The sequence below is a fragment of the Cryobacterium sp. Sr8 genome (assembly GCF_004403225.1).
Taxonomy (GTDB): domain Bacteria; phylum Actinomycetota; class Actinomycetes; order Actinomycetales; family Microbacteriaceae; genus Cryobacterium; species Cryobacterium psychrotolerans.
Map to the genome: position 1 here is coordinate 22,452 of NZ_SOHO01000042.1, position 23,391 is coordinate 45,842.

General features: G+C 71.5%; 21 protein-coding genes. 9 read left to right on the forward strand and 12 right to left on the reverse strand.

What is annotated here, in order from left to right; all coding sequences use genetic code 11:
- The first annotated feature begins 2 nt into the window (after positions 1-2).
- The 7 genes from E3T54_RS08185 to E3T54_RS08215 all read left to right on the forward strand — a co-directional run bounded on the left by E3T54_RS08185 (position 3) and on the right by E3T54_RS08215 (position 6,206).
- Complete coding sequence (locus E3T54_RS08185; RefSeq protein ID WP_134475283.1) at positions 3-761, forward strand: ABC transporter ATP-binding protein; 759 nt, start codon at positions 3-5, stop codon at positions 759-761.
- Positions 751-1,674 carry an ABC transporter permease gene (locus E3T54_RS08190; RefSeq protein WP_134475284.1) on the forward strand — a complete coding sequence of 308 codons (924 nt, stop codon included), beginning with the start codon at positions 751-753 and terminating at the stop codon, positions 1,672-1,674. Before E3T54_RS08185 ends, E3T54_RS08190 begins: the two co-directional genes overlap by 11 nt.
- The gene (gene cobA / locus E3T54_RS08195) at positions 1,671-2,978 is read left to right on the forward strand and encodes a uroporphyrinogen-III C-methyltransferase (protein WP_134475285.1); all 1,308 of its coding nucleotides are present in this window, start codon (positions 1,671-1,673) and stop codon (positions 2,976-2,978) included. The genes E3T54_RS08190 and cobA overlap by 4 nt, the downstream gene beginning before the upstream one ends.
- Entirely contained in the window at positions 2,975-4,426 is a 1,452-nt protein-coding gene (locus tag E3T54_RS08200) for an FAD-dependent oxidoreductase (protein ID WP_134475286.1), read from the forward strand. Before cobA ends, E3T54_RS08200 begins: the two co-directional genes overlap by 4 nt.
- On the forward strand, positions 4,423-4,749 hold the full coding sequence (gene fdxA / locus E3T54_RS08205; RefSeq protein WP_134475287.1) for a ferredoxin: 327 nt from the start codon (positions 4,423-4,425) through the stop codon (positions 4,747-4,749). The genes E3T54_RS08200 and fdxA overlap by 4 nt, the downstream gene beginning before the upstream one ends.
- Entirely contained in the window at positions 4,746-5,750 is a 1,005-nt protein-coding gene (locus E3T54_RS08210) for an NAD(P)/FAD-dependent oxidoreductase (RefSeq protein ID WP_134475288.1), read from the forward strand. Before fdxA ends, E3T54_RS08210 begins: the two co-directional genes overlap by 4 nt.
- Before the next feature lie 228 nt (positions 5,751-5,978).
- Positions 5,979-6,206: a hypothetical protein gene (locus E3T54_RS08215; protein ID WP_134475289.1), complete on the forward strand. Its 228-nt coding sequence runs from the start codon at positions 5,979-5,981 to the stop codon at positions 6,204-6,206.
- Positions 6,207-6,286: 80 nt separating this feature from the next.
- Here E3T54_RS08215 and E3T54_RS08220 read toward each other — a convergent pair whose 3' ends face one another.
- Together E3T54_RS08220 and smc are read right to left on the reverse strand one after the other, a co-directional pair.
- A complete protein-coding gene (locus tag E3T54_RS08220; protein ID WP_134475290.1) occupies positions 6,287-6,802 on the reverse strand; it encodes a DinB family protein in 516 nt (171 codons plus the stop codon).
- A complete protein-coding gene (gene smc / locus E3T54_RS08225) occupies positions 6,799-10,380 on the reverse strand; it encodes a chromosome segregation protein SMC (protein WP_134475291.1) in 3,582 nt (1,193 codons plus the stop codon). Before smc ends, E3T54_RS08220 begins: the two co-directional genes overlap by 4 nt.
- 144 nt (positions 10,381-10,524) lie before the next feature.
- Between smc and E3T54_RS08230 the strand changes: the two genes are divergently transcribed.
- Positions 10,525-11,598, forward strand: a complete 1,074-nt coding sequence (locus E3T54_RS08230; protein ID WP_134475292.1) for a GNAT family N-acetyltransferase — start codon at positions 10,525-10,527, stop codon at positions 11,596-11,598.
- 88 nt (positions 11,599-11,686) lie between these two features.
- Here the strand turns inward: E3T54_RS08230 and mutM are convergent, their stop codons facing one another.
- The 10 genes from mutM to E3T54_RS08280 form a co-directional block, all read right to left on the reverse strand.
- The gene (gene mutM, locus E3T54_RS08235; RefSeq protein WP_134475293.1) at positions 11,687-12,697 is read right to left on the reverse strand and encodes a bifunctional DNA-formamidopyrimidine glycosylase/DNA-(apurinic or apyrimidinic site) lyase; all 1,011 of its coding nucleotides are present in this window, start codon (positions 12,695-12,697) and stop codon (positions 11,687-11,689) included.
- Positions 12,698-12,718: 21 nt separating this feature from the next.
- Positions 12,719-13,426 (reverse strand): ribonuclease III, encoded by a 708-nt coding sequence (gene rnc / locus E3T54_RS08240; RefSeq protein ID WP_370255206.1) that lies wholly within the window; start codon positions 13,424-13,426, stop codon positions 12,719-12,721.
- A gap of 4 nt (positions 13,427-13,430) precedes the next feature.
- Entirely contained in the window at positions 13,431-13,634 is a 204-nt protein-coding gene (gene rpmF / locus E3T54_RS08245) for a 50S ribosomal protein L32 (protein ID WP_092323636.1), read from the reverse strand.
- Between the two features lie 2 nt (positions 13,635-13,636).
- Positions 13,637-14,209 carry a DUF177 domain-containing protein gene (locus E3T54_RS08250; RefSeq protein ID WP_092323638.1) on the reverse strand — a complete coding sequence of 191 codons (573 nt, stop codon included), beginning with the start codon at positions 14,207-14,209 and terminating at the stop codon, positions 13,637-13,639.
- Positions 14,210-14,220: 11 nt separating this feature from the next.
- The gene (locus E3T54_RS08255) at positions 14,221-16,695 is read right to left on the reverse strand and encodes a DUF3488 and transglutaminase-like domain-containing protein (RefSeq protein WP_166804865.1); all 2,475 of its coding nucleotides are present in this window, start codon (positions 16,693-16,695) and stop codon (positions 14,221-14,223) included.
- Positions 16,682-18,055, reverse strand: coding sequence for a DUF58 domain-containing protein (locus tag E3T54_RS08260; RefSeq protein WP_134475295.1), 1,374 nt, complete (start codon positions 18,053-18,055; stop codon positions 16,682-16,684). Before E3T54_RS08260 ends, E3T54_RS08255 begins: the two co-directional genes overlap by 14 nt.
- Positions 18,056-18,060: 5 nt before the next feature.
- Positions 18,061-19,101 carry a MoxR family ATPase gene (locus tag E3T54_RS08265; protein ID WP_134475296.1) on the reverse strand — a complete coding sequence of 347 codons (1,041 nt, stop codon included), beginning with the start codon at positions 19,099-19,101 and terminating at the stop codon, positions 18,061-18,063.
- Complete coding sequence (gene coaD, locus E3T54_RS08270) at positions 19,098-19,586, reverse strand: pantetheine-phosphate adenylyltransferase (protein WP_134475297.1); 489 nt, start codon at positions 19,584-19,586, stop codon at positions 19,098-19,100. The genes E3T54_RS08265 and coaD overlap by 4 nt, the downstream gene beginning before the upstream one ends.
- 65 nt (positions 19,587-19,651) lie before the next feature.
- The gene (locus E3T54_RS08275) at positions 19,652-21,883 is read right to left on the reverse strand and encodes an ATP-dependent DNA helicase RecG (protein ID WP_134475298.1); all 2,232 of its coding nucleotides are present in this window, start codon (positions 21,881-21,883) and stop codon (positions 19,652-19,654) included.
- A 25-nt stretch (positions 21,884-21,908) separates the two neighbouring features.
- The gene (locus E3T54_RS08280; RefSeq protein ID WP_134475299.1) at positions 21,909-22,658 is read right to left on the reverse strand and encodes a tetratricopeptide repeat protein; all 750 of its coding nucleotides are present in this window, start codon (positions 22,656-22,658) and stop codon (positions 21,909-21,911) included.
- A gap of 63 nt (positions 22,659-22,721) precedes the next feature.
- On the opposite strand from E3T54_RS08280, the gene rsmD reads away from it, so the two are divergent.
- Entirely contained in the window at positions 22,722-23,294 is a 573-nt protein-coding gene (rsmD, locus tag E3T54_RS08285; protein ID WP_092323647.1) for a 16S rRNA (guanine(966)-N(2))-methyltransferase RsmD, read from the forward strand.
- Positions 23,295-23,391: the final 97 nt, after the last annotated feature.

The window sequence follows — 23,391 nt, forward strand, 5'->3', positions numbered from 1 at the left end:
CCATGAGCGCCGCGCCCGCCGTCCTTCCCGCCATCCGGATCACCGCGCTCGGCAAGCGTTTCGGCGCCGACGGACCCCTCGTGCTCGACGACGTGACCCTCACCATCCAGCCCGGAGAGTTCGTCTGCCTGCTCGGCGCATCCGGCTGCGGCAAATCGACCCTGCTCAACATCATCGCGGGCCTGGACGCCCCCAGCACCGGAACCGTCACCGTCGCCAGCGGCAGCGCCGCGGTCATGTTCCAGGACGCCGCGCTCTTCCCGTGGCTGACGGCCGGCCGCAACGTCGAACTCGCGCTCAAGCTGCGCGGGGTGCCGCGGGACAAGCGCCGCGGGAAGGCCCTCGAGCTGCTCGACATCGTCAACCTCGCGGATGCCGCCGCGAAGCGCCCGCACGAACTGTCCGGCGGCATGCGGCAACGCGTCGCCCTCGCCCGCTCCCTCGCCCAGGACCGCAAGGTGCTCCTGATGGACGAACCCTTCGCCGCCCTCGACGCCATCACCCGCGACCTGCTGCACGAGGAACTCGAACGGGTGTGGCGCGAAACCGGCCGCACCATCGTCTTCGTCACCCACAACGTGCGCGAGGCCGCCCGGCTCGGCCAGCGGGTGCTCCTGATGTCGTCGCGGCCCGGCCGCATCGCCAACGAGTGGCGCCTCGCCGACGACGGGCCACGACGGATCGAATCCCCCGAGGTTTCTCGTCTGTCGATCGAAATCACCGAACAGCTCCGAAGGGAGATCCGCCGCAATGCCGCCTAACACCACGACCCTTGCCCCGCCATCCGGCGCGCCCACTTCCGGCCGACCGGCCGACGACCTGCGCACGCTCGAATCCGGGCTCGACGCCCTGCAGGCCGTCCCGGGCACCGAGAAGGGCAGCGTGCGGCGCATCTTCGAGGGGGTGCTGCCGCCGGTGCTGCTGCTGGCCGGCCTCGTCGCCGCGTGGCAGCTCTACGTCGTCATCGCCCGCCCGCGGCCCGACCTCATCCCGGGGCCGCTCGACGTGCTCGGCGCGATCGGCACCGCGTGGGCAGACGGCCGCCTGCAGCTCGCCGTGCTCACCAGCCTCGAACGCGGCGGGGTCGGCTTCCTCATCGCGGTCGCCATCGGCACGCCCCTCGGCCTGCTGCTCGCCGAGTGCCGGCCGCTGCGCCTGGCCCTCGGCCCGCTCCTCTCCGGCCTCCAGGTGCTCCCCTCCGTCGCCTGGGTTCCCGCGGCGATCATCTGGTTCGGGCTCTCCGACGCCACCGTGTACTTCGTCGTGCTCATGGGCGCCGTCCCGTCGATCGCGAACGGGCTCGTCTCCGGCATCGACCAGGTGCCGCCGCAACTGCGCCGGGTGGGAACGGTGCTCGGCGCCGGCCGCATCCAGCTGGCCACCCTCGTCGTGCTGCCCGCGGCCCTGCCCGGCTACTTCTCCGGCCTCAAACAGGGCTGGGCCTTCTCCTGGCGGTCGCTGATGGCCGCGGAGATCATCGCCATGGGCGGCACGATCGGCTTCGGCCTCGGCTCGATGCTGCAGCAGAGCCGCGAGCTCGCCGACCTCGGCAGCGTCCTGGCCACCATCCTGCTCATCCTCGGCGTCGGCATCCTCGTCGAACTGAGCGTGTTCGCCCCGATCGAACGCCGGCTGCTGCGGCGCCGCGGACTCACCCCGGGAGGAATCCGATGACCGACCCCGCACTCCTGTACCCGCTCGGCCTGCACCTGGCCGGCCGGCCCGTCACCGTCGTCGGAGGCGGGGGCGTGGCCGCGCGCCGCGCGTCCGGGCTGGTGCAGGCCGGCGCGATCGTCACGGTCGTCGCCCCAGCGGCCGGCGCCGAACTGCGTTCCCTCGCGCAGACCGGAGCGCTCACCTGGCGGGCCCGCCCCTACGCCCCCCGCGACCTTGACGGCGCCTGGCTGGCGCACACCGCGACCGGCGTTCCCGAGGTCGACGCCCAGGTCGCGGCCGACGCCGAGGCCGCAAGGATCTGGTGCGTCACCGCCTCCGACCACCGCAGCTCCGCGGCCTGGGTTCCCGCGGTCGCCCGGCGGGACCAGGTCACCGTCGCCGTATCGGCGGGCGGGGATCCGCGCCGCGCGATGGCGCTGCGGGATGCGATCGCCACCGCCCTCGACGCCGGCTCGCTGCCGCTGCGGCACCACCGCCGCGCCGAGGGAGCCGGCACCGTGCACCTCGTCGGCGGCGGGCCCGGCGACCCCGGGCTGATCACCGTGCGCGGACGCCGCCTGCTCGCCGAGGCCGACGTCGTCATCGCCGATCGCCTGGGGCCGCGCTCGCTCCTCGGCGAGCTGTCGGCGGAGGTGCTCGTCATCGACGTCGGCAAGCTCCCCGGCCACCACCCGGTGCCGCAAGACGAGATCAACGCGCTCCTGGTCGAGCACGCCCTGGCCGGATCCCGGGTCGTGCGGCTCAAGGGCGGCGACCCGTTCGTGCTCGGGCGCGGTGGCGAAGAGGCCGAGTACTGCCGCAGCCACGGCGTCCCGGTCGAAATAGTGCCCGGCGTGACCAGCGCCATTTCGGTGCCGGCCGCGGCCGGCATCCCGGTCACCCACCGCGGGGTCGCGGGCGGCTTCACCGTTGTCACCGGCCACGAGCAGATCGCCGGGCTGCCGGGCGGCGCCGACCACACGGTCGTGCTGCTGATGGGGGTCAGCGCCCTCGCCGGCTCGGCCGGGGCCCTGGCCGCCGGCTCCCGCGGCGGCGGATGCCCCGTCGCGATCATCGAGGACGGCTACGGCCCGAACCAGCGCGTCACCATCGGCACGCTCGACACGATCGCCGCCCAGGCGGAGGCACGGGGCGTGCGCTCGCCGGCCGTCATCGTGGTCGGCAACGTCGTCGGCCTGAGCCCGCACGCGGGCCCGGACGTGCGTCTCGCCCCCGCCGCGCTCGGCGCACCAGCGCTCGCCGGCACCGTGCCTGCCTTTTCCACGCTCGAAAACCTCGTCCCCCGAAAGGCCTTCACATGACCCCGACGACCGCTGCGCCCCTGCAACAGCGCGAGCCCCTGCACCAGCGCGAACCCCTGCGCGTCGCGATCATCGGCGCCGGGCCGGCCGGAATCTACGCCGGCAACATCCTGAGTAAGGCAGTGCGGGACGCCGGCGACGAGGTGAGCATCGACCTGTTCGATTCCCTGCCGGCCCCGTACGGGCTGATCCGGTACGGCGTCGCCCCAGACCACCCGCGGATCAAGGGCATTGTGAACTCCCTGCACGAGATGCTCGACACCGGCAACATCCGCTTCATCGGAAACGTCGCGTACGGGGCCGACCTCGGCCTGGCCGACCTGCGGGCGCACTACCACGCGGTCGTTTTCGCGACCGGAGCTATCCGCGACGCCGACCTCGACATCCCCGGCATCGACCTGCCCGGCTCGTTCGGGGCGGCCGACTTCGTCTCCTGGTTCGACGGGCACCCGGATGCCCCGCGCGACTGGCCGCTCGACGCAACCGACATCGCCGTGATCGGCAACGGCAACGTCGCCCTCGACGTCGCCCGCATGCTCGCCAAGCACCCGGACGACCTGCTGCCGACGGATATCCCCGCCACGGTATACGACGGGCTGGCCGGCTCGCCCGTGACCGACGTGCACGTGTTCGGCCGCCGCGGCCCGGCACAGGTGAAGTTCACCCCGATCGAGCTGCGCGAACTCGCGGATGTCCCGGGCGTCGACGTGATCGTCTACCCGGAGGACTTCGACGACGACGAGCTCGCCCGCCGGCTCTTAGGCGCCAACAACCAGGTCAAGGTGATGACCCGCACCCTCACCGGCTGGCTGGCGAAGGAGCCCACGGGTGCCTCGCGCAGGCTGCACCTGCACTTCCACCACTCCCCGGTCGAGGTGTACGGCGACGGGCGGGTCGAGGGGATGCGCTTCGAGCGCACCGAGGCGACCGGTGCTGCTGCTGCCGGCGGGGCGAGCGGCGTGCGCGGCACCGGCGAGATCAGGGACTACCCGCTGCAGGCGGTCTACCGTGCGGTCGGCTACCGCGGCAGCGCCCTCCCCGAGGTGCCGTTCGACGAGGCCCGAGGCGTCATCCCCAACGACGGTGGCCGGGTTCTCGACGCGGCCGGGGAGCCGATCCCCGGGCTCTACGCCACCGGCTGGATCAAGCGTGGACCGGTCGGCCTGATCGGCCACACCAAGGGCGATGCCCTGGAGACGATCACCCGGCTCGTCGACGACGCCGCGCTGCTGCCGGATCCGTCGGTCGCCGACCCGGACGCGGTGCTCGCGCTGCTGGCGGAGCGCGGAGTGCGGTTCACCACCTGGCCGGGCTGGCTTGCCCTCGACGCCCACGAACGCGCGCTCGGCGACGCCGACGGCTCCCGGGTCGCGCGCGAACGGGTCAAGGTCGTGGCGCGCGGCGAGCAGGTCGACATTGCCCGCGCCGGCGCCCTGGTCGCCTCATGACCTACGTCATCGCGCTGCCCTGCGTCGACGTCAAGGACCGAGCCTGCGTCGACGAATGCCCGGTGGACTGCATCTACGAGGGCGAGCGGTCGCTCTACATCCAGCCGGACGAGTGCGTCGACTGCGCCGCCTGCGAACCGGTCTGCCCGGTCGAGGCCATCTACTACGAGGACGACCTGCCCTCGCCGTGGGCCGAGTACTACGCCGCGAACGTCGAGTTCTTCTCGGAGATCGGTTCCCCCGGTGGAGCCGCGAAGACGGGCACGCTGGGCTTCGATCATCCGATCATCGCCGCGCTCCCGCCCCAGGGCGGCAGCGAATGAGTGACGAAGCGGGCTCCTCCGCTCACGAGGCCTACGACAGCGACGCCTACGACTGCGTCGTCATCGGGGCCGGCCCGGCCGGGCTGTCCGCCGCGCTCAACCTGACCCGCGCGCGCCAGCGGGTGCTCGTCGTCGACAGCGACCGGCCCCGGCACGCGGCCACGATGCTCTCGCACGGCTTCCTCACCCGGGACGGCGTGCCCCCGCACGAGCTGCGCCGCATCGCCAGGGAGGAACTCGAGCGCTACCCCGAGGCCGAGATCCTGCGACGATCCACGGTCGACCGGGTCGAGCGCGACCATGATCGTGACGAGGCCGGCGGTGCCCACGCTGGGGCGCATCCGTTCACCGTGCGGATCAGCGGGCGCACAGCGGCCGGCGCGCGCGTGGTGAGGAGCCGCACGGTTGTGGTGGCGACGGGCCTCCGCGAGACCCTTCCGGCGCTTCCGTCCATCCGCGCCTACTACGGCATGAGCCTGTTCAGCTGCGCGGCCTGCGACGGCTACGAGCAGGGCGAGGGCCCCGTAGCCCTGATCGGCGAGACCGACGACCTGTTCGCCCGGGCGCTCCTGGTCGGGCAGTGGAGCAGCACGGTGACCGTGTTCACGAACGGCGTCGCGTCGCTGACCGCGCACGAGGAGAGCGAACTCGGCGACCGGGGCATCAGGGTCGAACGCCGGGTCATCGACGACCTCGAAGGTGAGCGCGGAGCGATCGCCGCCGTGCGCCTTTTCGATGGGGAACGGATCCCGGTCACCGGCGGGTTCGTGCGTCCGCTCTGGCATCCGATCGTGGGGTTCCTGGCCGACCTGGACCTGGACACCGACGCCTCAGGCCACCTGGTCACCGACCGGGACGGCCGCACCAGCCTGGCCGGTGTCTATGCGGCCGGGGATGTCGCCGCTCCCGGCCCGCAACAGCTCATCGTCGCCGCCGGGGCCGGCGCGCGTGCCGCCGCGATCATCACCCACGACCTGCTCGGGGTGACGACCGCCCACTGAGCGATGCTGCCGCCTCCGGGCGGCTGTGCGCGATCCCGGCGGCGACCCGGCGATGACTCCCAGCCGTGAGTGCACGCATCCGTCCCCGAGCAACGCAACGGGCCACGGCCGGGAGTTATCGCGCGCTACCGTCGGGCCAGGCTCATGGCCGGGACCGGAACCAACGACCGAAAGTGCGCAGGTTTGCCGGCGCCCAGGCACACGCGCTCTGTCTATCCCGTTTTCCCGATGCGGGCGGATGCGCGCCTCGCCTCCGGGCTGATGCGCGCGATCCTCGCCAGCGCCAGCACCGCCCTCGGTCCAGGCGCATGGCCGGAACCGGAACAGGTGACCGGATGTGGCAGTTTTTCCGGTGCCGAGGCACGCGCGCTCAATCCGTCCGGTTTCGCGATGCGGGCGAATGCGCGCCGCGCCTCCGAGCGGCTGTGCGCGATCCCGGCGGCGACCCGGCGATAACTCCCAGCCGTGAGTGCACGCATGCGTCCCGGAGCAACGCAGGCGGCCACGGCTGGGAGTTCTCGCCCGCTTATCGCGCGCTACTCCCCGACGGTCCCGTCGACGGCCTCCCGCAGCAGGTCGGCGTGGCCGCAGTGCCGCGCGGTCTCTTCGATCAGGTGGGTGAGGATCCAGCGCAGGTTCCAGTGTGCGCCGTCCCGGTCGGTGCCGACGGACAGCGCGGAGAGGTCAGCGCCGGCCAGGGCCTGGCGGCTGCGCTCGCAGGCCGACTGGTACAGCGAGCGCAGGGCATCCGGATCGTCTTCCGCGGCGCTGTGGAAGTCCCAGTCCCGGTCTTCGGCCCACGGCGCACTCGCCCACGGCTCGAGCTCCGGCAGGCCGAGGAACTTCTCCTGGATCCAGTAGTCCTCGACCAGGGCGAGGTGCTTGAGCAGCCCGCCCAGGGTGAGCGTCGACGGAAGCAGCCGCCGGTTCAGCCCGGCGGCATCCAGCCCCTCGGTCTTACCCAGCAGCGTCGCCCGCAGGAAGTCGAGGAACTCGTTCAGGGTGGTCCGCTCGTCGGCGGCGGGCTGCGGGTCGATGCGGTCCATGGTCATGAGGCCTTCTCCGTCTCCCGTTCCGTCTCCCTGGCGACGCGCTGGCCGACGACCGCGGACACGCCGTCCTGCCGCATCGAGACGCCGTAGAGGGCGTCCGCGATCTCCATCGTGCGTTTCTGGTGCGTGATCACGATGAGCTGGCTGGTCTCGCGCAGGTCCTCGAAGATCGTGAGCAGCCGGCCGAGGTTGGCGTCGTCGAGGGCCGCCTCGACCTCGTCCATGATGTAGAACGGGCTGGGCCGGGCCTTGAAGATCGCGATCAGCAGGGCGACGGCGGCCAGCGACCGTTCGCCGCCGGAGAGCAGCGAGAGCCGTTCGATCTTCTTGCCTGCCGGCTTGACCGACACCTCGATGCCGGTCGTGAGCATGTCGTCCGGGTTCGTCAGCCAGATGCTGCCGCTGCCGCCGGGGAAGAGCACCGGGAACACGTCGGCGAAGGCCGCCCGGGTGTCCTCGAACGCGGCCGCGAAGATCGCGCCCATCTTCTCGTCGATGTCCCCGATGATCGTGAGCAGGTCCGCGCGCGTGTTGGTCAGGTCGGTCAACTGCTCGGTGAGGAATTTGTGCCGCTGCTCCAGCGCCGCGAACTCCTCGAGCGCGAGCGGGTTCACCCGACCGAGCTGGCCGAACTTGCGTTCGGCCGTGGCCAGGCGCCGCTTCTGCTGCTCGCGGTCGAACGGGGTGCCCTCCGCGCCCGGATCGACGGAGGCAACGGATGCCGCGGCCCCGTCTGCGACCTCGGCAGCGACGCCGTCCGCCGGAATCAACTGGTCCGGGCCGTACTCGGCGACGAGTACGTCCGGGGTCAGCCCGAGTTCGCTGCCGGCCCGTTCGAGCAGCGCGGAGAGGTGCAGCTTCTTCTCGTAAATCTGCAGTTCGAGCCCGTGCACGTTCTCGGTGACGGCCTGCAGGCGGGTGCGCAGCGCGTTCTCCTCGCGCCGCAACAGCAACAGTTCTTCGTTCTGGCTCGCCCGCTCGGCTTCGGCGGCGGCCAGCCGGGCACGCGCCTCGCCGACGGAGGCCTCAACGGAGGCCAGCACGGCCGGCAGCGCCTCGGCGACCTGCGACGCGGCATCCACCTGCCGGCGACGGATGACCGCGCGCCGCGCCGCCTCTTCCGCCGCGGCCCGATCGGCCTCGAGCTGTTTGCCCAGCAGGGCCGTGCGCGCCTCCTCCGTCCGCACGCGTTCGCGGGCCGTCTCCACCTGGAGCCTCGCCTCGACTTCGCCGTCCCTGGCCTGTTCGAGCAGGGCGTAGAGCGCGTCTCTCGAGCTGACGTCGAGGATCGGCCGCGGCCGGGACTGCACCGTCTCGAGCTCGGCCCTGGCCCCTGCAACGGCGCCCTCGGCGTCGGCGACGGCAGCGGCGGCCAGCTTCAGGCCGGCGGACACCCGGTCGAGTTCGGCCGCGGATGCCTCGAGCTGCACGGTCGCCCGATTGGTCTTCTCGGCCCTGGCCGCGAGCCGGGAATCGAACGCACGCAGGGCGGTGAGGGCGCCCGCGGCCTGCTGCTTCAGCGCCTGCAGGAGCGTGCGTGCTTCGCCCAGGTCGAACCGAACCCGCTCAATGGACGACGTGACCAGGGCGAGCTTGTCGGCGGCCGTGTCGCGTTCGGCGACGAGTTCGAGCTTGCTTTGCCTGGCCCCGGAGCCGCCGCGGAGCACGTACGCGGTGAGCACCTCGCCGGCCCTGGTGATGATCGTGAGGGAGCCGAGGCCGCGCCCGGCCAGCACCCCGAACGCGGACCGCGCCGCCTCGAGGTCGTCGGCGATGACCGTATGAGAGAGGATCCCGAGCACGCCGCTCGGCGCCTCGACCACGGACCGCGCCCAGGCCAGGCCAGGGAGGCCGTCCAGGTCGGGCGAGGCAGCGGCATCCGCGTCGGCGACGACCAGTTCGACCCGGCCGAGGTCGTCGCTCAGGGCGGTGGCCAGGGCCGCGAAGGCGTCGCCCTGGGTTTCGGCCAGGACCGCGTCGGCGAGCGAGCCGAGCGCGGCGGCGATCGCGGGTTCGTAGCCGGGGTGCACGCGCACGTGCTCGGCGAGCAGCCCGCGGATTCCCGGGAGTCCGGCACCGACGAGGGCGGATGATCCGTCCTTCTGATCCAGGGCGAGCGAGAGGGCGCCGGTTCGCGCGGCGAGCGCATCCCGCGCGCGTTCCTGGCCGTGCAGCGTCTCGCGCAGGCTCTCGATCTCGGTTTCGACCTCCCGCACGGATGCCTGGGCCGCCTCGTACGCCTCGTCGAGGTTCGTGTCGACGTCATCCTCCGCGGCCTCCGCCTCGAGCGCGTCGAACTGCGCCTGCGCGGCGGCCCGTCGTGACTCTGCCGCGTCGACGGCGTTCTGCTGGCGGAGCACCTCACCGCGAACGGCGGCCAGACGGGATGACGCGGTCTCGGACTGGCCCTTGAGCCTGGAGACCTCGAGGTCGTGCCTGGAGACGAGCACCGCCTGCGCGGCGATTTCCTCGTCAACCGAATCGAGCTGCCCGCGTGCTGCCGCCGCCCCGGCCTGCGCGGCAGCCCAGCGCTCCTGCGCGGCCGTGATGGCCTCCCGGAGCCGGTCGACCTCCGCCGCGGCATCCGTCAGCATCGCCGGAGTCACGCTGGGGCCCCCCGCGTCGGGCTGAGCCTGCGCGCCGAGCAACGCCAGCCGCTGGTTGGCGAGCGTGTAGAGGCCGCGAAGCCGCTCCTGCACGGATTCGAGGCCGAAGCTGGTGCGCCTGGCCAGGTCGACGGCATCCCCAACCTGCGCCTGCTCGAGGCGCTGGAGGCGCAGTTCCTTCTGGCCGAGCTGCTCCTGCAGCACGATCCGCTCGGAGTGGCGTTCGCTCTCGGTGCGCCCGTGCGAGTCGAGCGCCGTGCGCAGCGTGACAACGTCGTCCGCGAGGAGCCTGGCCCTGGCGTCGCGCACGACGGCGGCGATGGTCTGCGCCTCGCGGGCGATTTCGGCCTGGTGGCCGAGGGGCTTCAGCTGGCGCCGGATCTCCCCGGCGAGGTCGCTCAGCCGGGTCAGGTTGTTCTGCATGGCCTCGAGTTTGCGCAGGGTCTTCTCTTTGCGCCGCCGGTGCTTGAGGATGCCCGCGGCCTCCTCGATGAAGCCGCGGCGCTCCTCCGGGCTGGCGCGCAGCACCGCGTCGAGCTGGCCCTGGCCGACGATCACGTGCATTTCGCGGCCGAGGCCTGAGTCGCTGAGCAGCTCCTGAACGTCGAGGAGCCGGCAGGCCTGCCCGTTGATGGCGTAGTCGCTGCCGCCGTTGCGGAACAAGGTGCGCGAGATGGTGACCTCGGAGTACTCGATCGGCAGCGCGCCGTCGGCATTGTCGATCGTCAACGTCACTTCGGCCCGGCCGAGCGGCCCCTTGGTCGACGTGCCGGCGAAGATGACGTCTTCCATCTTTCCGCCGCGGAGGGTCTTGGCCCCCTGCTCGCCCATCACCCAGGCGAGCGCGTCGACGACGTTGGACTTGCCGGAGCCGTTCGGGCCGACCACGCAGGTGACGCCCGGCTCGAAGGCGAAGGTGGTGGGCTGGGCGAACGACTTGAACCCCTTGAGGGTGAGGCTCTTCAGGTACAACGGGTGCCCTCTCCGAAGTGTCGATGGCCGTCACGGCCCGGTCATGCTGGGACTACGGTACCGGACTCTGTGCGGAGAACCCGGCAGGCGCCAGGCTGGTCGGCTGCGCAGATCGTGCGGCCTTCGCACCGGAAGCCGGCCGTCATGACGATCGAACACTTCACCGTCGGCGAACTCGCCGTCCCGGCCGCACCCGGGGCGGAGGGCTGGGGCGATTTCCGGGCCGCGACCACGGTGCGGAACGCGGTCGAAGCCGCCGCCTACGGCACCGACGAGCTCGCCCTGTCGGCCGAGGAACTGCTCCCCTACTGGCTGAACCAGGAGTACGCCCCGGCGCGGATGCTCGTGGCCCGCGTCGGCGGGGAAATCGTGGCGCGGGGCGTCTACGAGACGCGGCCTGAGGCATCCGCGGATGTCGCGTGGCTGGCCCTCGAGGTTCTCCCCGCTTTCCGGCGGCGAGGCATCGGGACCGCGCTGGCCGACCGCCTGGAGTCGATCGCTGCGGAGGAGGGGCGCGTGCGGGCACTCGTCTATGCGGCGTCGCGGGAGGCGCCGGGCGAGAGGCTGCCGTCGCCGACGGGTTTCGGCTCCGTGCCCCTGGCCAACCCGGAGGTGCGGTTCCTGCTGGCCCGCGGGTACACGCTCGAGCAGGTGGAGCGCGGCAGCCGCCTGCCCCTGCCCGTCGACGAGGGCGAGCTGGCCCGGCACTTCGACGGCGCGGCGACGGCGTCCGGCCCCGATTACGCCGTGCACCGCTGGGCGGACCGCACGCCCGAACGCTGGCTGGCGGACATGGCGCTCCTCCGCACCCGGATGACCACGGATGCCCCGAGCGCCGGGCTCGAGGAGCCCGAAGATGTCTGGACGGTGCAGCGCGTCCTCGAGGAGGATGAGGCGTTCGCGGCAGGCCCGCGGACGACCCTGACCGCCGTGGTGGAGCACCGGCCGACCGGGCGCCTGGGCGGGTTCACCGAGCTGTCCGTGCCGGCCGAGACGTCCCGCGCCGTGCACCAGGAGGACACCCTGGTGCTGAAGGAACACCGCGGCCACCGGCTCGGGATGCTGCTGAAGATCGCGAACCTGCAGGGTCTCGCGGCGGAGCGGCCGGGGCATCCGTCGGTGATCACGTTCAACGCCGAGGAGAACCGGCACATGCTCTCGGTGAACGAGGCCGTCGGCTTCGTCCCGATCGGCTACGAAGGCGCCTGGAGGCGCTAAACCCGCCGCCGCCCATCCCGCCGAAGGAAAACGAGGTCCGAGACCGAGACCGCGACCGAGACCCGAGAGCCGAGACCCGAGGGCGCGCTCAGCGCAGGCGCTGGCAGCGCGGGCAGAAGTGCGACGACCGGTTCATGAACTGGGCGCGCACCATGGTGGTGCCGCAGCGGAGGCACGGCTTGCCGTGCTGCCCGTAGGCGGTGAGGCTGTGCGAGAAGTACCCCGACTCGCCGTTGACGTTCACATACTGAGCGTCGAAGCTCGTTCCGCCCTCGGCCAGGGCCCGGTGCAGGATGCCGCGGACAGAGGCCAGCAGGGTGCGCGCCTTTGCCGCGGAGAGCGACGCGGCCGGCTGGTCGAAGTGGATGCGGGCGTCGAACAGGGCCTCGTCGGCGTAGATGTTGCCGATTCCGCTGATCAGCGTCTGGTCGAGGAGGGCCCGCTTGATGCCCGTCTTCTTGCGAGCCAGGGCGCGGAAGAAGGCATCCGCCGGGAAGGCAGGGTCGATCGGGTCACGGGCGATGTGCGCCACCTGCGAGGGGATGAGCGTCTCCCACTCCCCCGCCGCAGCAGCACCAGGGAAGCCGGCGGGCAGCCCGTCGCTCGTCGGCTGCATCCGGTCGACGGCCATGCTGCCGAAGATGCGCTGGTCGACGAAGTTGAGCCACAACTCACCGTGCACCGGATGCTCGAGGTGCAGCCGGATCCGCAACAGCCGATCCTCCGCCGGGCGGCCTCCGGTGATCGAGCCTGTGGTGATCGAGCCTGTCGAGATCGAGCCTGTGGTGATCGAGCCCGTGGTGATCGAGCCCGTCGAGATCCGGGCTGCGCTGCCGGGCGCGCGCAGCAAGACCTGCCCGCTCATGCCGAGGTGGATGACCAGGGCCCGGCCGGAATCCAGCGGCAGCCAGAGGAACTTGCCGCGGCGCACGGCGGCCAGCACGCGCCGACCCTCGAGGAGGTCGGTGAACGGGCCGGCGGACAGGTCGTGGCGCCTGAGCGATCGTTGCTCGAAGACCTCCACGGCGGAAATGACCGCGCCGGTGACGGCCGGCTCAATGCCGGCGCGAACGACTTCAACCTCGGGCAGCTCCGGCACGTCGGCCTCTCTCGGCCGGGGTCAGCCGGCGGAGAGCACGATCCAGGCCTCGAGCGCGGCAGCCATTTCGGCGTGCTTCTTGCTCGTGCCTTCGCCCCGCGCCGAGACGACGGTGCCGATGACGACCGTGGCGACGAACACCTTCGAGTGATCCGGTCCGCTTTCGGTGACGGTGTACACGGGCACGCCGGTTCCGCGGCACGCCGCGACCTCCTGCAGGCTCGTTTTGGGGTCCATCGAGCCGCCGAAGCGGTCGGGATCGGACAGGAGCGGCTCGATCAGCCGCATCACGAGGGCGGTCGCCGCATCCGTGCCGGTGTCCAGATAGGCGGCGCCGATGAGCGCCTCGACCGTGTCGGCCAGGATGGACGCCTTCTCGCGGCCACCGGTGAGGACTTCACCGCGGCCCAGCCGGATGTACTCGCCGAGTGAGATGCCGCGTGCGACCTCCGCGAGGGCAGCACTGGAGACCAGGCTGGCCCGCCGCTTGGCGAGTTCGCCCTCGCTCAGCAGCGGGTACTCCCGGTACAGCATGACCGTCACCGACTGTCCGAGGATCGAGTCGCCCAGGAACTCCAGTCGCTCGTTCGTCGGGATTCCGCCGTTTTCGTACGCAAATGACCGGTGGGTCAGGGCGAGCTCAAGCAAACCCTGGTCGATCTGCACGCCCAGGGTCTCCTGCAACGCGGAAAGATCGACCGAACCACCGGTCATCGGTTCCCCGGTCATCGAATTAGACGTCGGCGACCTTGCGGCCCTTGTATTCCATGAACAGTGCCGTGCCGGCGGAGTCGGTGACGACCTTCGCACGGTGCGGGAGGCTGTAAACGACCTTGCCGTTTTCCATGGTCTTCACCAGGGTGGGGGCTTCGGCCTTCCAGCAGGAACGACGTGAGCGGGTGTTGGAGCGTGACTGCTTGCGCTTCGGAACTGCCATGACTACTTCTCTTCTCTATCCGTTTCAGCATGAGTGTCTTCACCCGTGCTGATGTCTGTGGAAGCCTGGAACTTCAGGAGCGCCGACCACCTGGGGTCAGGCGTCTCTTGCGGTTCCTGATCAGGGATTTCGGCCAACCGTAGCCCGGTCTCGGGGTCGAGACCTGGACAATCCGGCCGGCATACCGGCTGGAACGGCAGTGACAAAACCACTGCATCCCTGATCAGAGGTTCAAGATCCACGTGGTCGTCTTGAACCTCAAATTCAAAAGCTTCCTCTGAAGAATACGCGAAAAGCTCCGTAAACTCGACTTGGACAGGCAAGTCGATGTCAATCAGGCACCGACCGCACATTCCGCTGGCGGTTCCGGACACGTCCGCGGTCACCAGGATGCCCTCGTGGATCGCCTCCAGCCGCAGGTCTGCCTCGAGGGTGGACCCCGCTTTCACGGCCACCAGGCCTTCCCCGAGGTCTTCGGGCACCAGGATGTCGAGCTGGCGCTCATGCTGGATGCCGGGGCGGTTGATGAGGTCGCGGACATCGACTTTGTACGGTGTCTTTTTGAACTTGGTCACGAGGGGAAATTCTACGCGCCCTGCGAGGCAGCGCCGTCCCTCCGGGCGAGGACAGCCGGCCAGAGCGAGGCGGGGAGCGCGGCGGCACGGATTCGCGTGCCGGTATCGGCGTCGGTCCGGATGGCGCCGATGACGAGGTCGAGGTCGTGGCAGACCGCCGGCCCGGTGCCCTGTTCCTCGGACCCGGGGCGCGCGAAGCGCTGCCGCTCGGCCGCGACCAGGAGTCGCTCGAGCGCCGCGGCAGCGTCCGAACCGGCCCCGGGCGAGCCTCTCCCCGAGAGGCCGGCCCCGGAGAGGCCGGGACGCAGCGCGAGGCGGCCGGCCAGTTCGCGCGGCGTCTCCGTGCCGCGAACCCGCACGGCGTGGTCGACCGCGGTATCGGCCAGCTCCGCCCAGGCGTCCGCGGGACCTCCGCTCCCGGACAGGATCCTCCGCCTGCGGCGCAGGCGCCGGGCCAGGCGCACCACGCCCGGTGTGAGCAGCAGCGCCAGCACGAGCGCGAGGAACAGGCCGCTGCGGAGTAGCGTGGCGGCCTCCTGCTGCCGGGCCTGGGCGGCGGGCACCGCGCCGCTGTCCGCGGTGATGCCCCCGTCGTCGGAACGGGGAGTGGTCGTCGGCGCGGCAGAGGCCGGCACGTCCTCGGGGGTCGTCGCATCCGCCGGTCGGGCATAGTCGGGCACGGTCCCGCGCCCGGGGGTCGGTTCGAAGGGAACCCAGCCGACACCGACGAAGTACAGCTCGGGCCACGCGTGCAGGTCGTGCGAGTCGACCTCGTAGCGATTCGTGTCGTCCTCGGCGCTCGACGAGGGCGAACCGGGCAGGTAGCCGACCGCGATGCGGGCGGGGATGCCGAGGGAGCGGGCCATGACGGCCATCGCGGAGGAGAAATGCACGCAATAGCCGCTCTTGACCTCGAGGAAGGTGCCGATGACATCCAGTCCGCCGCCGTCGTAGCCGTCTTCGACCGGGGCGTCGGTGTCGTAGTCGAAGGCGCTGCCGCGCAGATAGTCCTGCAGCGCCACCGCGGCGTCATAGTCCGAGGCGGCGCCCTCCGTCACGGACTTCGCGGTGGCGGCGATGATGGCGGGGCGCGGGAACGGCAGCTTGAGATTCGGCGCGACGCTCACCGGGTAGCGTCCGCGAGCAGCCCTCAGCTGCTCCGCGGTCGGCTGGAGTTCGAGCGCGGTGACGGTGTAGGTCTGCCCACGCGTGGTCGTGTTCGTGCTCTTGATGGTGTGGGTGAGGTTGTTCCAGAACCATCTGCCCTCGAGCCCCTCGACGCGGCTCGCCGGGTTGGGGGCGGGAAGCAGGTCCGTCTCCACCCCGTCGATGACGACGGTCGTCGTCGTCTTCGTGGTCTTGACCTCGTCCGACAGGCCCGGCGGTCTCTCGATGCGGTCGACCGTGTTGCTCGTCGTCGCCGCATCGGACCGGGACGTCCAGGTCGTGCCGACGAACTGGTCGAGCGTCAGCAGCTTGAAATACGGCGGCGTTTTTGCCGTCGTGGTGTAGTGCAGCGCCGGCCCGGCATCCGGGCGTCGAAGGTCCTGGCCGAGGTCGATCATCGGGCTGACGCCGGCGCCGAACAGGGGTCCGCTGGAGCCCCCCGCGAACAGGTCGCCGTCCGAGATGGTCGGGGTTGCGGAACTGAGCAGGAGGGCGCTCACGATGCCCAAACCGCCCACCGTGGCCGCCGCCCAGGACGGCCCGGGGGCACGGCGGCGCACCGGCGAGTACACGCGCGCGGCCTCGCGGCCGGACGGCGGGCTGTTCGCCTCGGCGACCCGACGCAGGCGCACGTCCATGCGGAGCACCAGAAGGTAGGCGGCCGCCGTGGCGATCAGTGCCACGGGGTTGGCCCCCTCGTCGAGCAGGAGTCCGGGCACCGCGACCGGGACCAGCACGGGCAGGCCCGCAAGCGCCGGCCACCGCAGCGTCAGCGCGAGGGCATCCATCAGGACGGCGATCAGCCCTGCTCCGGCGGCCAGGAGGAACAGGATGCCGTCGACCGGTTCGGCCGGGATGCTCTGCTGCTCGATGGACGAGACGCCGGTGTCGACCAGGAGCCCGAACCGGTCGATTGTGTCCGGCGTCGGGATCAGCCAGAGCAGCCCGGTTCCCTGGCCGAACAGGAGCGTCAGGGTTGCCAGGAGCACGCCCAGCCCGACGACCGGCACCAGCGCCGAAGCGACGCGGGTGCGCCGGAGTACGGCCGCGGAAACGAGCACGATCGTGCCCGCGAGCGCCATCGGCCACCACCACGAGGAGCCGCGTAGCAGCGGGCCGAGCACGGCGCTGCCGGCGAGCAGCAGGAGCAGCATGGCCAGGCTGAGCAGCCATCGCCCTCTCCCCCGCCCCGCGCCCGGGCGACCGCGGTTCGTCGCAGCGCCGCTTGTCGCAGCGCCGCTCGTCACAGCGCCGCTCGTCACAGCGCCGTTCGTCACAGCGCCGCTTGTCCGAGCGCCGAGGCGCTCAAGCCTGGTCACGGACGGCACCCCGTTCCTGCTGGGCCTGGTCCCAGGCCCCCGGGATGTCCCGGTGGCTGCGCAGCCCGATGCAGTGCCACCCGGCGTCGCGCAGGCGCTCGAGGGCGCCGCGGCTCATGGTGTCCAGGACGAAGGCCACCGCCGGGGCGCAGCGGCCGCGGATCGCGGCGAGCTCGGCGGAATCCTGGGCGTCGATGTCGACGAGCACGGCGAAGGTCGGCAGCTGGCCGCCCAACCCCCGAGAGGCGTCGCCGCGCGGTGAGCTCGCCCGTTGGGCCTCAGCGTCGCGTTCCGCGGCACGCTGGACCGGCGCGATGTTCGCCAGGCCTTCGAGCAGCAGGCGGTCGCCGCCGGGAGCACTGAAGAAGCCGGGCGTGTCTCCGTGCAGCCCTCCCCGCCCCGCGGCGGCCGCCGGGGCCAGCTGGCTGGGCCCCAGTTCGATCAGCTCGACCCGAAAGCCCGCGTCGAGCAGGTGCACGCCCACGCAGGCCGTGAGTTCCACGGCGATTTCGAAGGCCTGGTCCTGGCGGCTCGTGCGCGCCGCGGCCTGGCTCGACGAGTACTCCGGCCGCCCGCTCAGTGTGGTGTCGAGGATGATCCGCGCGGCCGGGTTGCTGCGCTGTTCCTCCTGGCGCACCATGATCTCGCCGTGCCGGGCGGTGGCCGGCCAGTTCACGCGTCGCATCGGGTCTCCCGGCCGGTATTCGCGGGCGATGAGTTCATCGGAGCTGGGGCTGATGTGCCGGACCAGCTCATGGATCGAACCGTCCCCGCTCCGGATCGACCGGGCGTTGCCGGGCAGCGGGGTGACCCGGGGCGTGACGACGAGGTCGTGGGGCTCCCCGACGGGCCGCTCGCTGACCGCGAGGTCGAACGGGTCGGTGCGGCCGAGCATGAGCGGTCCGAGGTCGTAGACCCCCCGCCGCAGGGGCGTGAGGGTGTATTCGAGCCTCGCGGTGTCTCCCCCGGTGTCCGGGCCGCCCTCGTAGCGGTCGAGCGTCGGAAGCATGACGCTGCCCGGCACCGTGATCCCCGCCGACGCCGTGTCGCGCCAGCGGGATCCGGAGACCGGCCGGGAGGACAGGTTGCGCACCCGCAGCGCGACGACGGCGTCGCTTCCGGCCGGCACGATCACCGGTCGGATGGCGCGGCTGAGCTGCACCCGGGCCGGCCGGACGGTGACGTAGACCAGCGCGACGACGGGCACGGCCAGGAGCAGGCAGGCGACGAACAGGAGGTCGCGCCGGTCGATCACGAGAGCGTTGAGGAAGAGTGCGCCGCCGACGGCGAGGAACATCCCGCCGCGCCGGGTGAGACGCGGGAACCAGACCGGACGGACACGTCGTCGCTGCCGGGACATGACGGTTAGGGTCGGGCCTGCGAACCCACCGGCACCGGGGTCGCTGCGACGATCCGCGCGACGACCTCTTCGATGAGGGGGCCGCTGTCCTGGTGGTGGTGACCGAGCGCCCGGCTGGTGGGAACCAGTCGGTGGCCGAGCACGGCGACGGCGAGGGAGTCGATGTCGTCGGGCAGCACGTACTCCCGCCCGTGGAGGGCGGCCTGCGCCTTGGCCGCGCGGATGAGCTGGAGGGTCGCCCGGGGGCTGGCACCGAGCCGGAGGTCGCGGTCTTCGCGCGTGGCGCGCACGAGGTTGACGGCGTACTCCTTGACCGCGCCGGAAGCGAAGACGCTGCGCGCGGTCGTCATCATGGCCCGGAGTTCCGCCCCGGACACGACGGCCCTGATCAGCGAGAGCGGGCTCGTGGTGTCCCGGGAATCGAGCATGGCCAGCTCGGAGTCGGTGTCGGGGTAGCCCATGGAGATGCGGGCCATGAAGCGGTCGCGCTGCGCCTCCGGCAGGGCGTACGTGCCCTCCATCTCGATCGGGTTCTGGGTGGCCACGACGGTGAACGGGCTCGCCAGCGGGTAGGTGGTGCCGTCGACGGTGACCTGTCGCTCCTCCATGCACTCGAGCAGCGCGGACTGGGTCTTCGGGCTGGCCCGGTTGATCTCGTCCCCGATCACGATGTTCGCGAAAACGGCGCCCCGCTTGAATTCGAACCGGCGCTCGGCCTGGTTGAACACCGACACCCCGGTCACATCGGAGGGGAGCAGGTCCGGCGTGAACTGGATGCGGCTGACCGTGCAGTCGACCGACCTGGCCAGCGCCTTGGCGAGCATGGTCTTGCCGACCCCCGGCACGTCTTCGATGAGAAGGTGCCCCTCGGCCAGCAGCACGGTGAGCGCCGTCTGCACGGCGGAGTGTTTGCCGTCGATGACCATTTCGACGTTGCGGATGATCGCGCGGCCCGCGTTCGCCACGTCCGCGAACGTCACCGCTGCCCCACGCTCGACCGGCGCGACGGTGGAATCCGTCGGCAGTCCGGTCGGGAACGGGCTCATACCATCGACCTCTGCAGGTAGGCCGCCACAGCCGGCGGGACGTACGGGGAGATGTCCCCGCCGAGCCCGGCCACCTGGCGGACCAGCGAGCTCGAGACGTGTGCGTGGGCGGGGTCGGGGAGCATGAAGATGGTTTCCACGGCCGCGAGGTTTCGGTTGACGATCGCCATGGGCGTTTCGTAGGCCACGTCGACCTGCGAGCGGATGCCCTTGACCAGCACACTGGCCCCGACCTCGCGGCAGTAGTCGACGAGCAGGCCCATGCTCCAGGACGACACGATGACGTTGCCTTGCAGGCCGATGTCGCGGATCGACTGGTCGAGCAGTGAGACGCGCTGGGCGATCGGCAGCAGGGCCGATTTGGCCGGGTTGTGCACGACGAGCACGTGGAGTTCGTCGAAGAGCCCGGCGGCCCGCTCAATCACGTCGAGGTGACCGAGCGTGACGGGGTCGAATGATCCAGGGACGACGGCGATCCTGCGCATACAAATCACCCTAGCGCCACGGCGTGCCCGGCGCAGCCGATACCGGCAAGCTCAAAGCCGACCTCTCAGCCCTTGCTCAGAGAGGCCCGCTCGGAGTCGTCGAGCCTGCGCCGGACCGCCTCCTGCAGGGCCGGGACGCTGCGGAGGGCCGGGTCGCCGCCGATGAGGCGCTGCGCGCGGGCGCGGGCCTCGGCGATGATGTCGCCGTCGGTGGCGACGCGCAGCAGACGCAGCGAGGACCGACCGCCGGACTGGATGCTGCCGAGCACGTCACCCTCCTGGCGAAGCTCCAGGTCGACCTGGGCCAGTTCGAACCCGTCGAGGGTGGCCGCGACGGCCTCGACGCGCTCGCGCGCCAGCGACCCGGCCTCCGCCGACGTGACCAGCAGGCAGAGCCCGGGAACCTCGCCCCGGCCCACGCGCCCGCGCAGCTGGTGCAGTTGCGAGACGCCGAACCGGTCGGCATCCATCACCACCATGGCCGACGCGTTCGCGACGTCGACGCCGACCTCGATCACGGTCGTCGCGACGAGCACGTCGATCTCCCCGGCGGCGAACGCGCGCATGGTCTGGTCTTTCAGTTCGCTCGTCATGCGGCCGTGCAGCGGGGCAATCCGGGCCGACGCGAGGGCCGGTTTGCGCTTCAGCTCCTCGAGCAGGACCTCCACCGACGTCGGCGCGCCGGCATCCGCGGCCGCGGCACCGATCGTCTCGCCCTGCTCGGGCTCCTTCGGCGCGATCGCGGGGCAGACGACGAACGCCTGGCGGCCGAGCGCGAGTTCCTCGGCGAGCCGGTCCCACACCCGCAGCGCCCAGTTCGGTTTGTCGGCCAGCGGCACGACAAAGCTCTCGATGCCGGCACGGCCGGCCGGGAGCATGGCGATCGTGCTGACATCCAGGTCGCCGAAGACGGTCATCGCGATCGTGCGCGGAATCGGGGTGGCGGTGAGCACGAGCACATGCGGCGGGATGGCGCCCTTGAGGCGCAGCGCCTCGCGCTGGTCCACCCCGAACCGGTGCTGCTCGTCGACGACGACGAGGCCGAGGTCGAAGAAGGAGACGGATTCGCCCAGCAGCGCGTGCGTGCCGATCACGATCCGGGCCTGGCCGGAGACCATCCGCAGCAGGGCGCGGCGGCGGTCGGCGACCGGCAGCTGCCCGGTCAGCAGCACGGGCATGAGCTCCGCGGCGAGGTCGGGCCCGAGGGTGGCCACGATCGAGCGGAGGTGCTGCCCGGCGAGCACCTCGGTCGGGGCGAGGAGCGCGGCCTGGCCGCCGCTGTCGGCGACGGCGAGCATGGCCCGGAGGGCGACGACGGTCTTGCCGGAGCCGACCTCGCCCTGCACGAGCCGGTTCATCGGGGAGCCCTGCGCGATGTCGCGGGCGATCTCGGCGCCGACGGTGTTCTGGTCGGCGGTGAGCCGGAACGGCAGCGCTGCGTCGAAGCGTTCGAGGAAGCCGCCGGGAACGGGGACCCGGGGCGTAGTGTGCCGCTCGCGCAGCACGGTGTGCTGCTGCACCAGGGCACACTGCAGCACGAACGCCTCGGTGAAGCGCAGGGTGTCCCTGGCCGCGTCCCAGTCCGTGTCCGACTCCGGGCGGTGGATCTTCTCGAGCGCGGAGCCGTGCGCCAGGAGCCCGCGCTCCGTGCGCAGGTCGTCGGGAATCGGGTCGGGCACCGCGCCCAGGCTGTCCAGCAGGATCTCGATCGACTTCTGCACCTGCCAGCTCGCGACCGTGCCGGTGGCGGGGTAGATCGGGATCGGCGCTTCCGCCCAGCGCTTCGCGGCGGTCGCGTCCAGGGGCGCGGCATCCGATTCGGCGTCGAAGAGCTGGTAGTCGGGGTGCGCCAGCTGCAGGTTGCCCCGGTAGTCGGACACCTTGCCGGCGAAGATGCCGCGCACGCCGGGGAAGAGTTCACGGGAGCGCCACGCCTGGTTGAAGAAGGTGAGGGTGAGCACGCCCTTGCCGTCGGAGATCTTGACCTCGAGGATCGATCCGCGGCGCGCCTTCATGCTGCGTTCGCGCACCTCGAGGACCTCAGCGACGATCGTGACGTTCTCGTCGACGGGCAGCTGGCTGAGCGCGGTGAGCTCTCCGCGCCGGGCGTAGCGACGCGGGTAGTGGCTGAGCAGGTCGCCGACGGTGGCGACGCCGAACGCCTTCGCCAGCGCGGTGGCGGTGCGCCCGCCGAGCACGTTCTGCAGTTTGCTGTCCAGGGTGACGGCGTCGGCACCGCGCTCATCGGCACGGCGCGCGGCACCGCCGATGCCTTCCGCTGCGTCCGACCCGGTCATCCTTCGATCGTAGGCCGGGGGCCCGTCATTTCTCGTAATCGTCAACCTCGGCCAGCTGGGCGAGTTCGGCCCGGACGAACTCCTCGTACGGGCGTTCGGCGGCAAGCTCCTGCTGGATGGCGAGCGCCTCGGCGCGTCGGCCGAGGGTGCGGAGGCACCGGGCCACGCCCCACCGCCCGATGAAACGCTGCTCCGGTGTGCCGACATCGGTCGCGACGGTGAGCGCTAGTTCGAACTCCCCGAGGGCCTCCTCCGGCCGGCCGGAGTCGTGCAGGTACCAGGCGAGGTTGTTGTGCAGGGCGACGCCCCAGCGGCGGGTGCGGTCATCCGTCGCCTTGTCCAGCACGAGCAGCCCCTCGATCGTCCACTCCTCCTCGTGCCCGGAGTCGGACACGGCAAGCATGTGCAGGGCGTCGAGGGCGATGAACTGCGCGCCGGCGGATGCCGCCTCCCGCGCGGCGAGGGTGAACAGCGGCACGGCCTGCTCCTGCTCCCCGGCCGAGCGGTACAGCCGGCCGCGCTCCAGTGCGGCGCGGGCCCGCACGCGGCCGGAGGGCGACTGCATGTCTATGTCGTCGAGCACGGCGTGGCCCTCGTCGAAGCTCCCCTGCAGCCCCAGGGCGCGCGCGAGCTGGGTCTGCAGCTCCGCCCTCGCGTCGTCGTCGTGCGCGGCGTCCGCTTCGGCGCGGCGGAAGCGTTCGGCCGACGCAGCGGGGTCGTGGAAGTCCCAGAGCGCATCGAGCAGGGTCTGGCTGATCGGCGAGGAGACGGTCATCCACCCATCCTGACATCACCTCGACACCCTCACCAGCACCCCGAACGATAGGCTCGAGAGGAGATGACGCGAATTGTCGCCGGGTTTGCCGGCTCTCTGACCCTGGCCGTGCCGAAGGCCGGCACCCGGCCCACCAGCGACCGGGTGCGCGAGGCGATCTTCTCGGCGCTCGACGCCCGCGACGCGGTGCGCGGTGCCCGCGTTCTCGACCTGTACGCCGGATCCGGGGCCCTCGGACTCGAGGCTGCCAGTCGCGGCGGGCGAATCGTGACGCTGGTCGAGAACAGCTTCAGCGCGGCTCAACTGTGCAAGAAGAACACCGAGGCGGTGCTGCGGGCAGCGCCCAAACGCGATGCCCCACGGATTCGCGTGGTCGGGCAGGCGGTTCAGTCGTTCCTGGCCGGTACCCCCGACGGTTTCGACCTCGTCTTCCTCGACCCGCCGTACGACCTCACGGACGCCGAGCTCGCCGGCAACCTCGCCGCTCTGGCCCCGCTGCTCGATCCGGATGCGCTGGTCATCGTGGAGCGGAGCTCCCGGTCGCCCGAACCCGACTGGGGCCCCGGCCTGAGGCTCGAGCGCCGCAAGGACTACGGCGACACCACCGTCTGGACGGCCTCCCCCGTCGCCCCCTGACCTCCCTCCTCCCGCGAAAGCGCAGTTGTGCGCGTTATGCGTGCCGTTTAGCGCGCACAACTGCGGTTTCGCGGGAGGGTGAAGGGGCGGGGGAAGG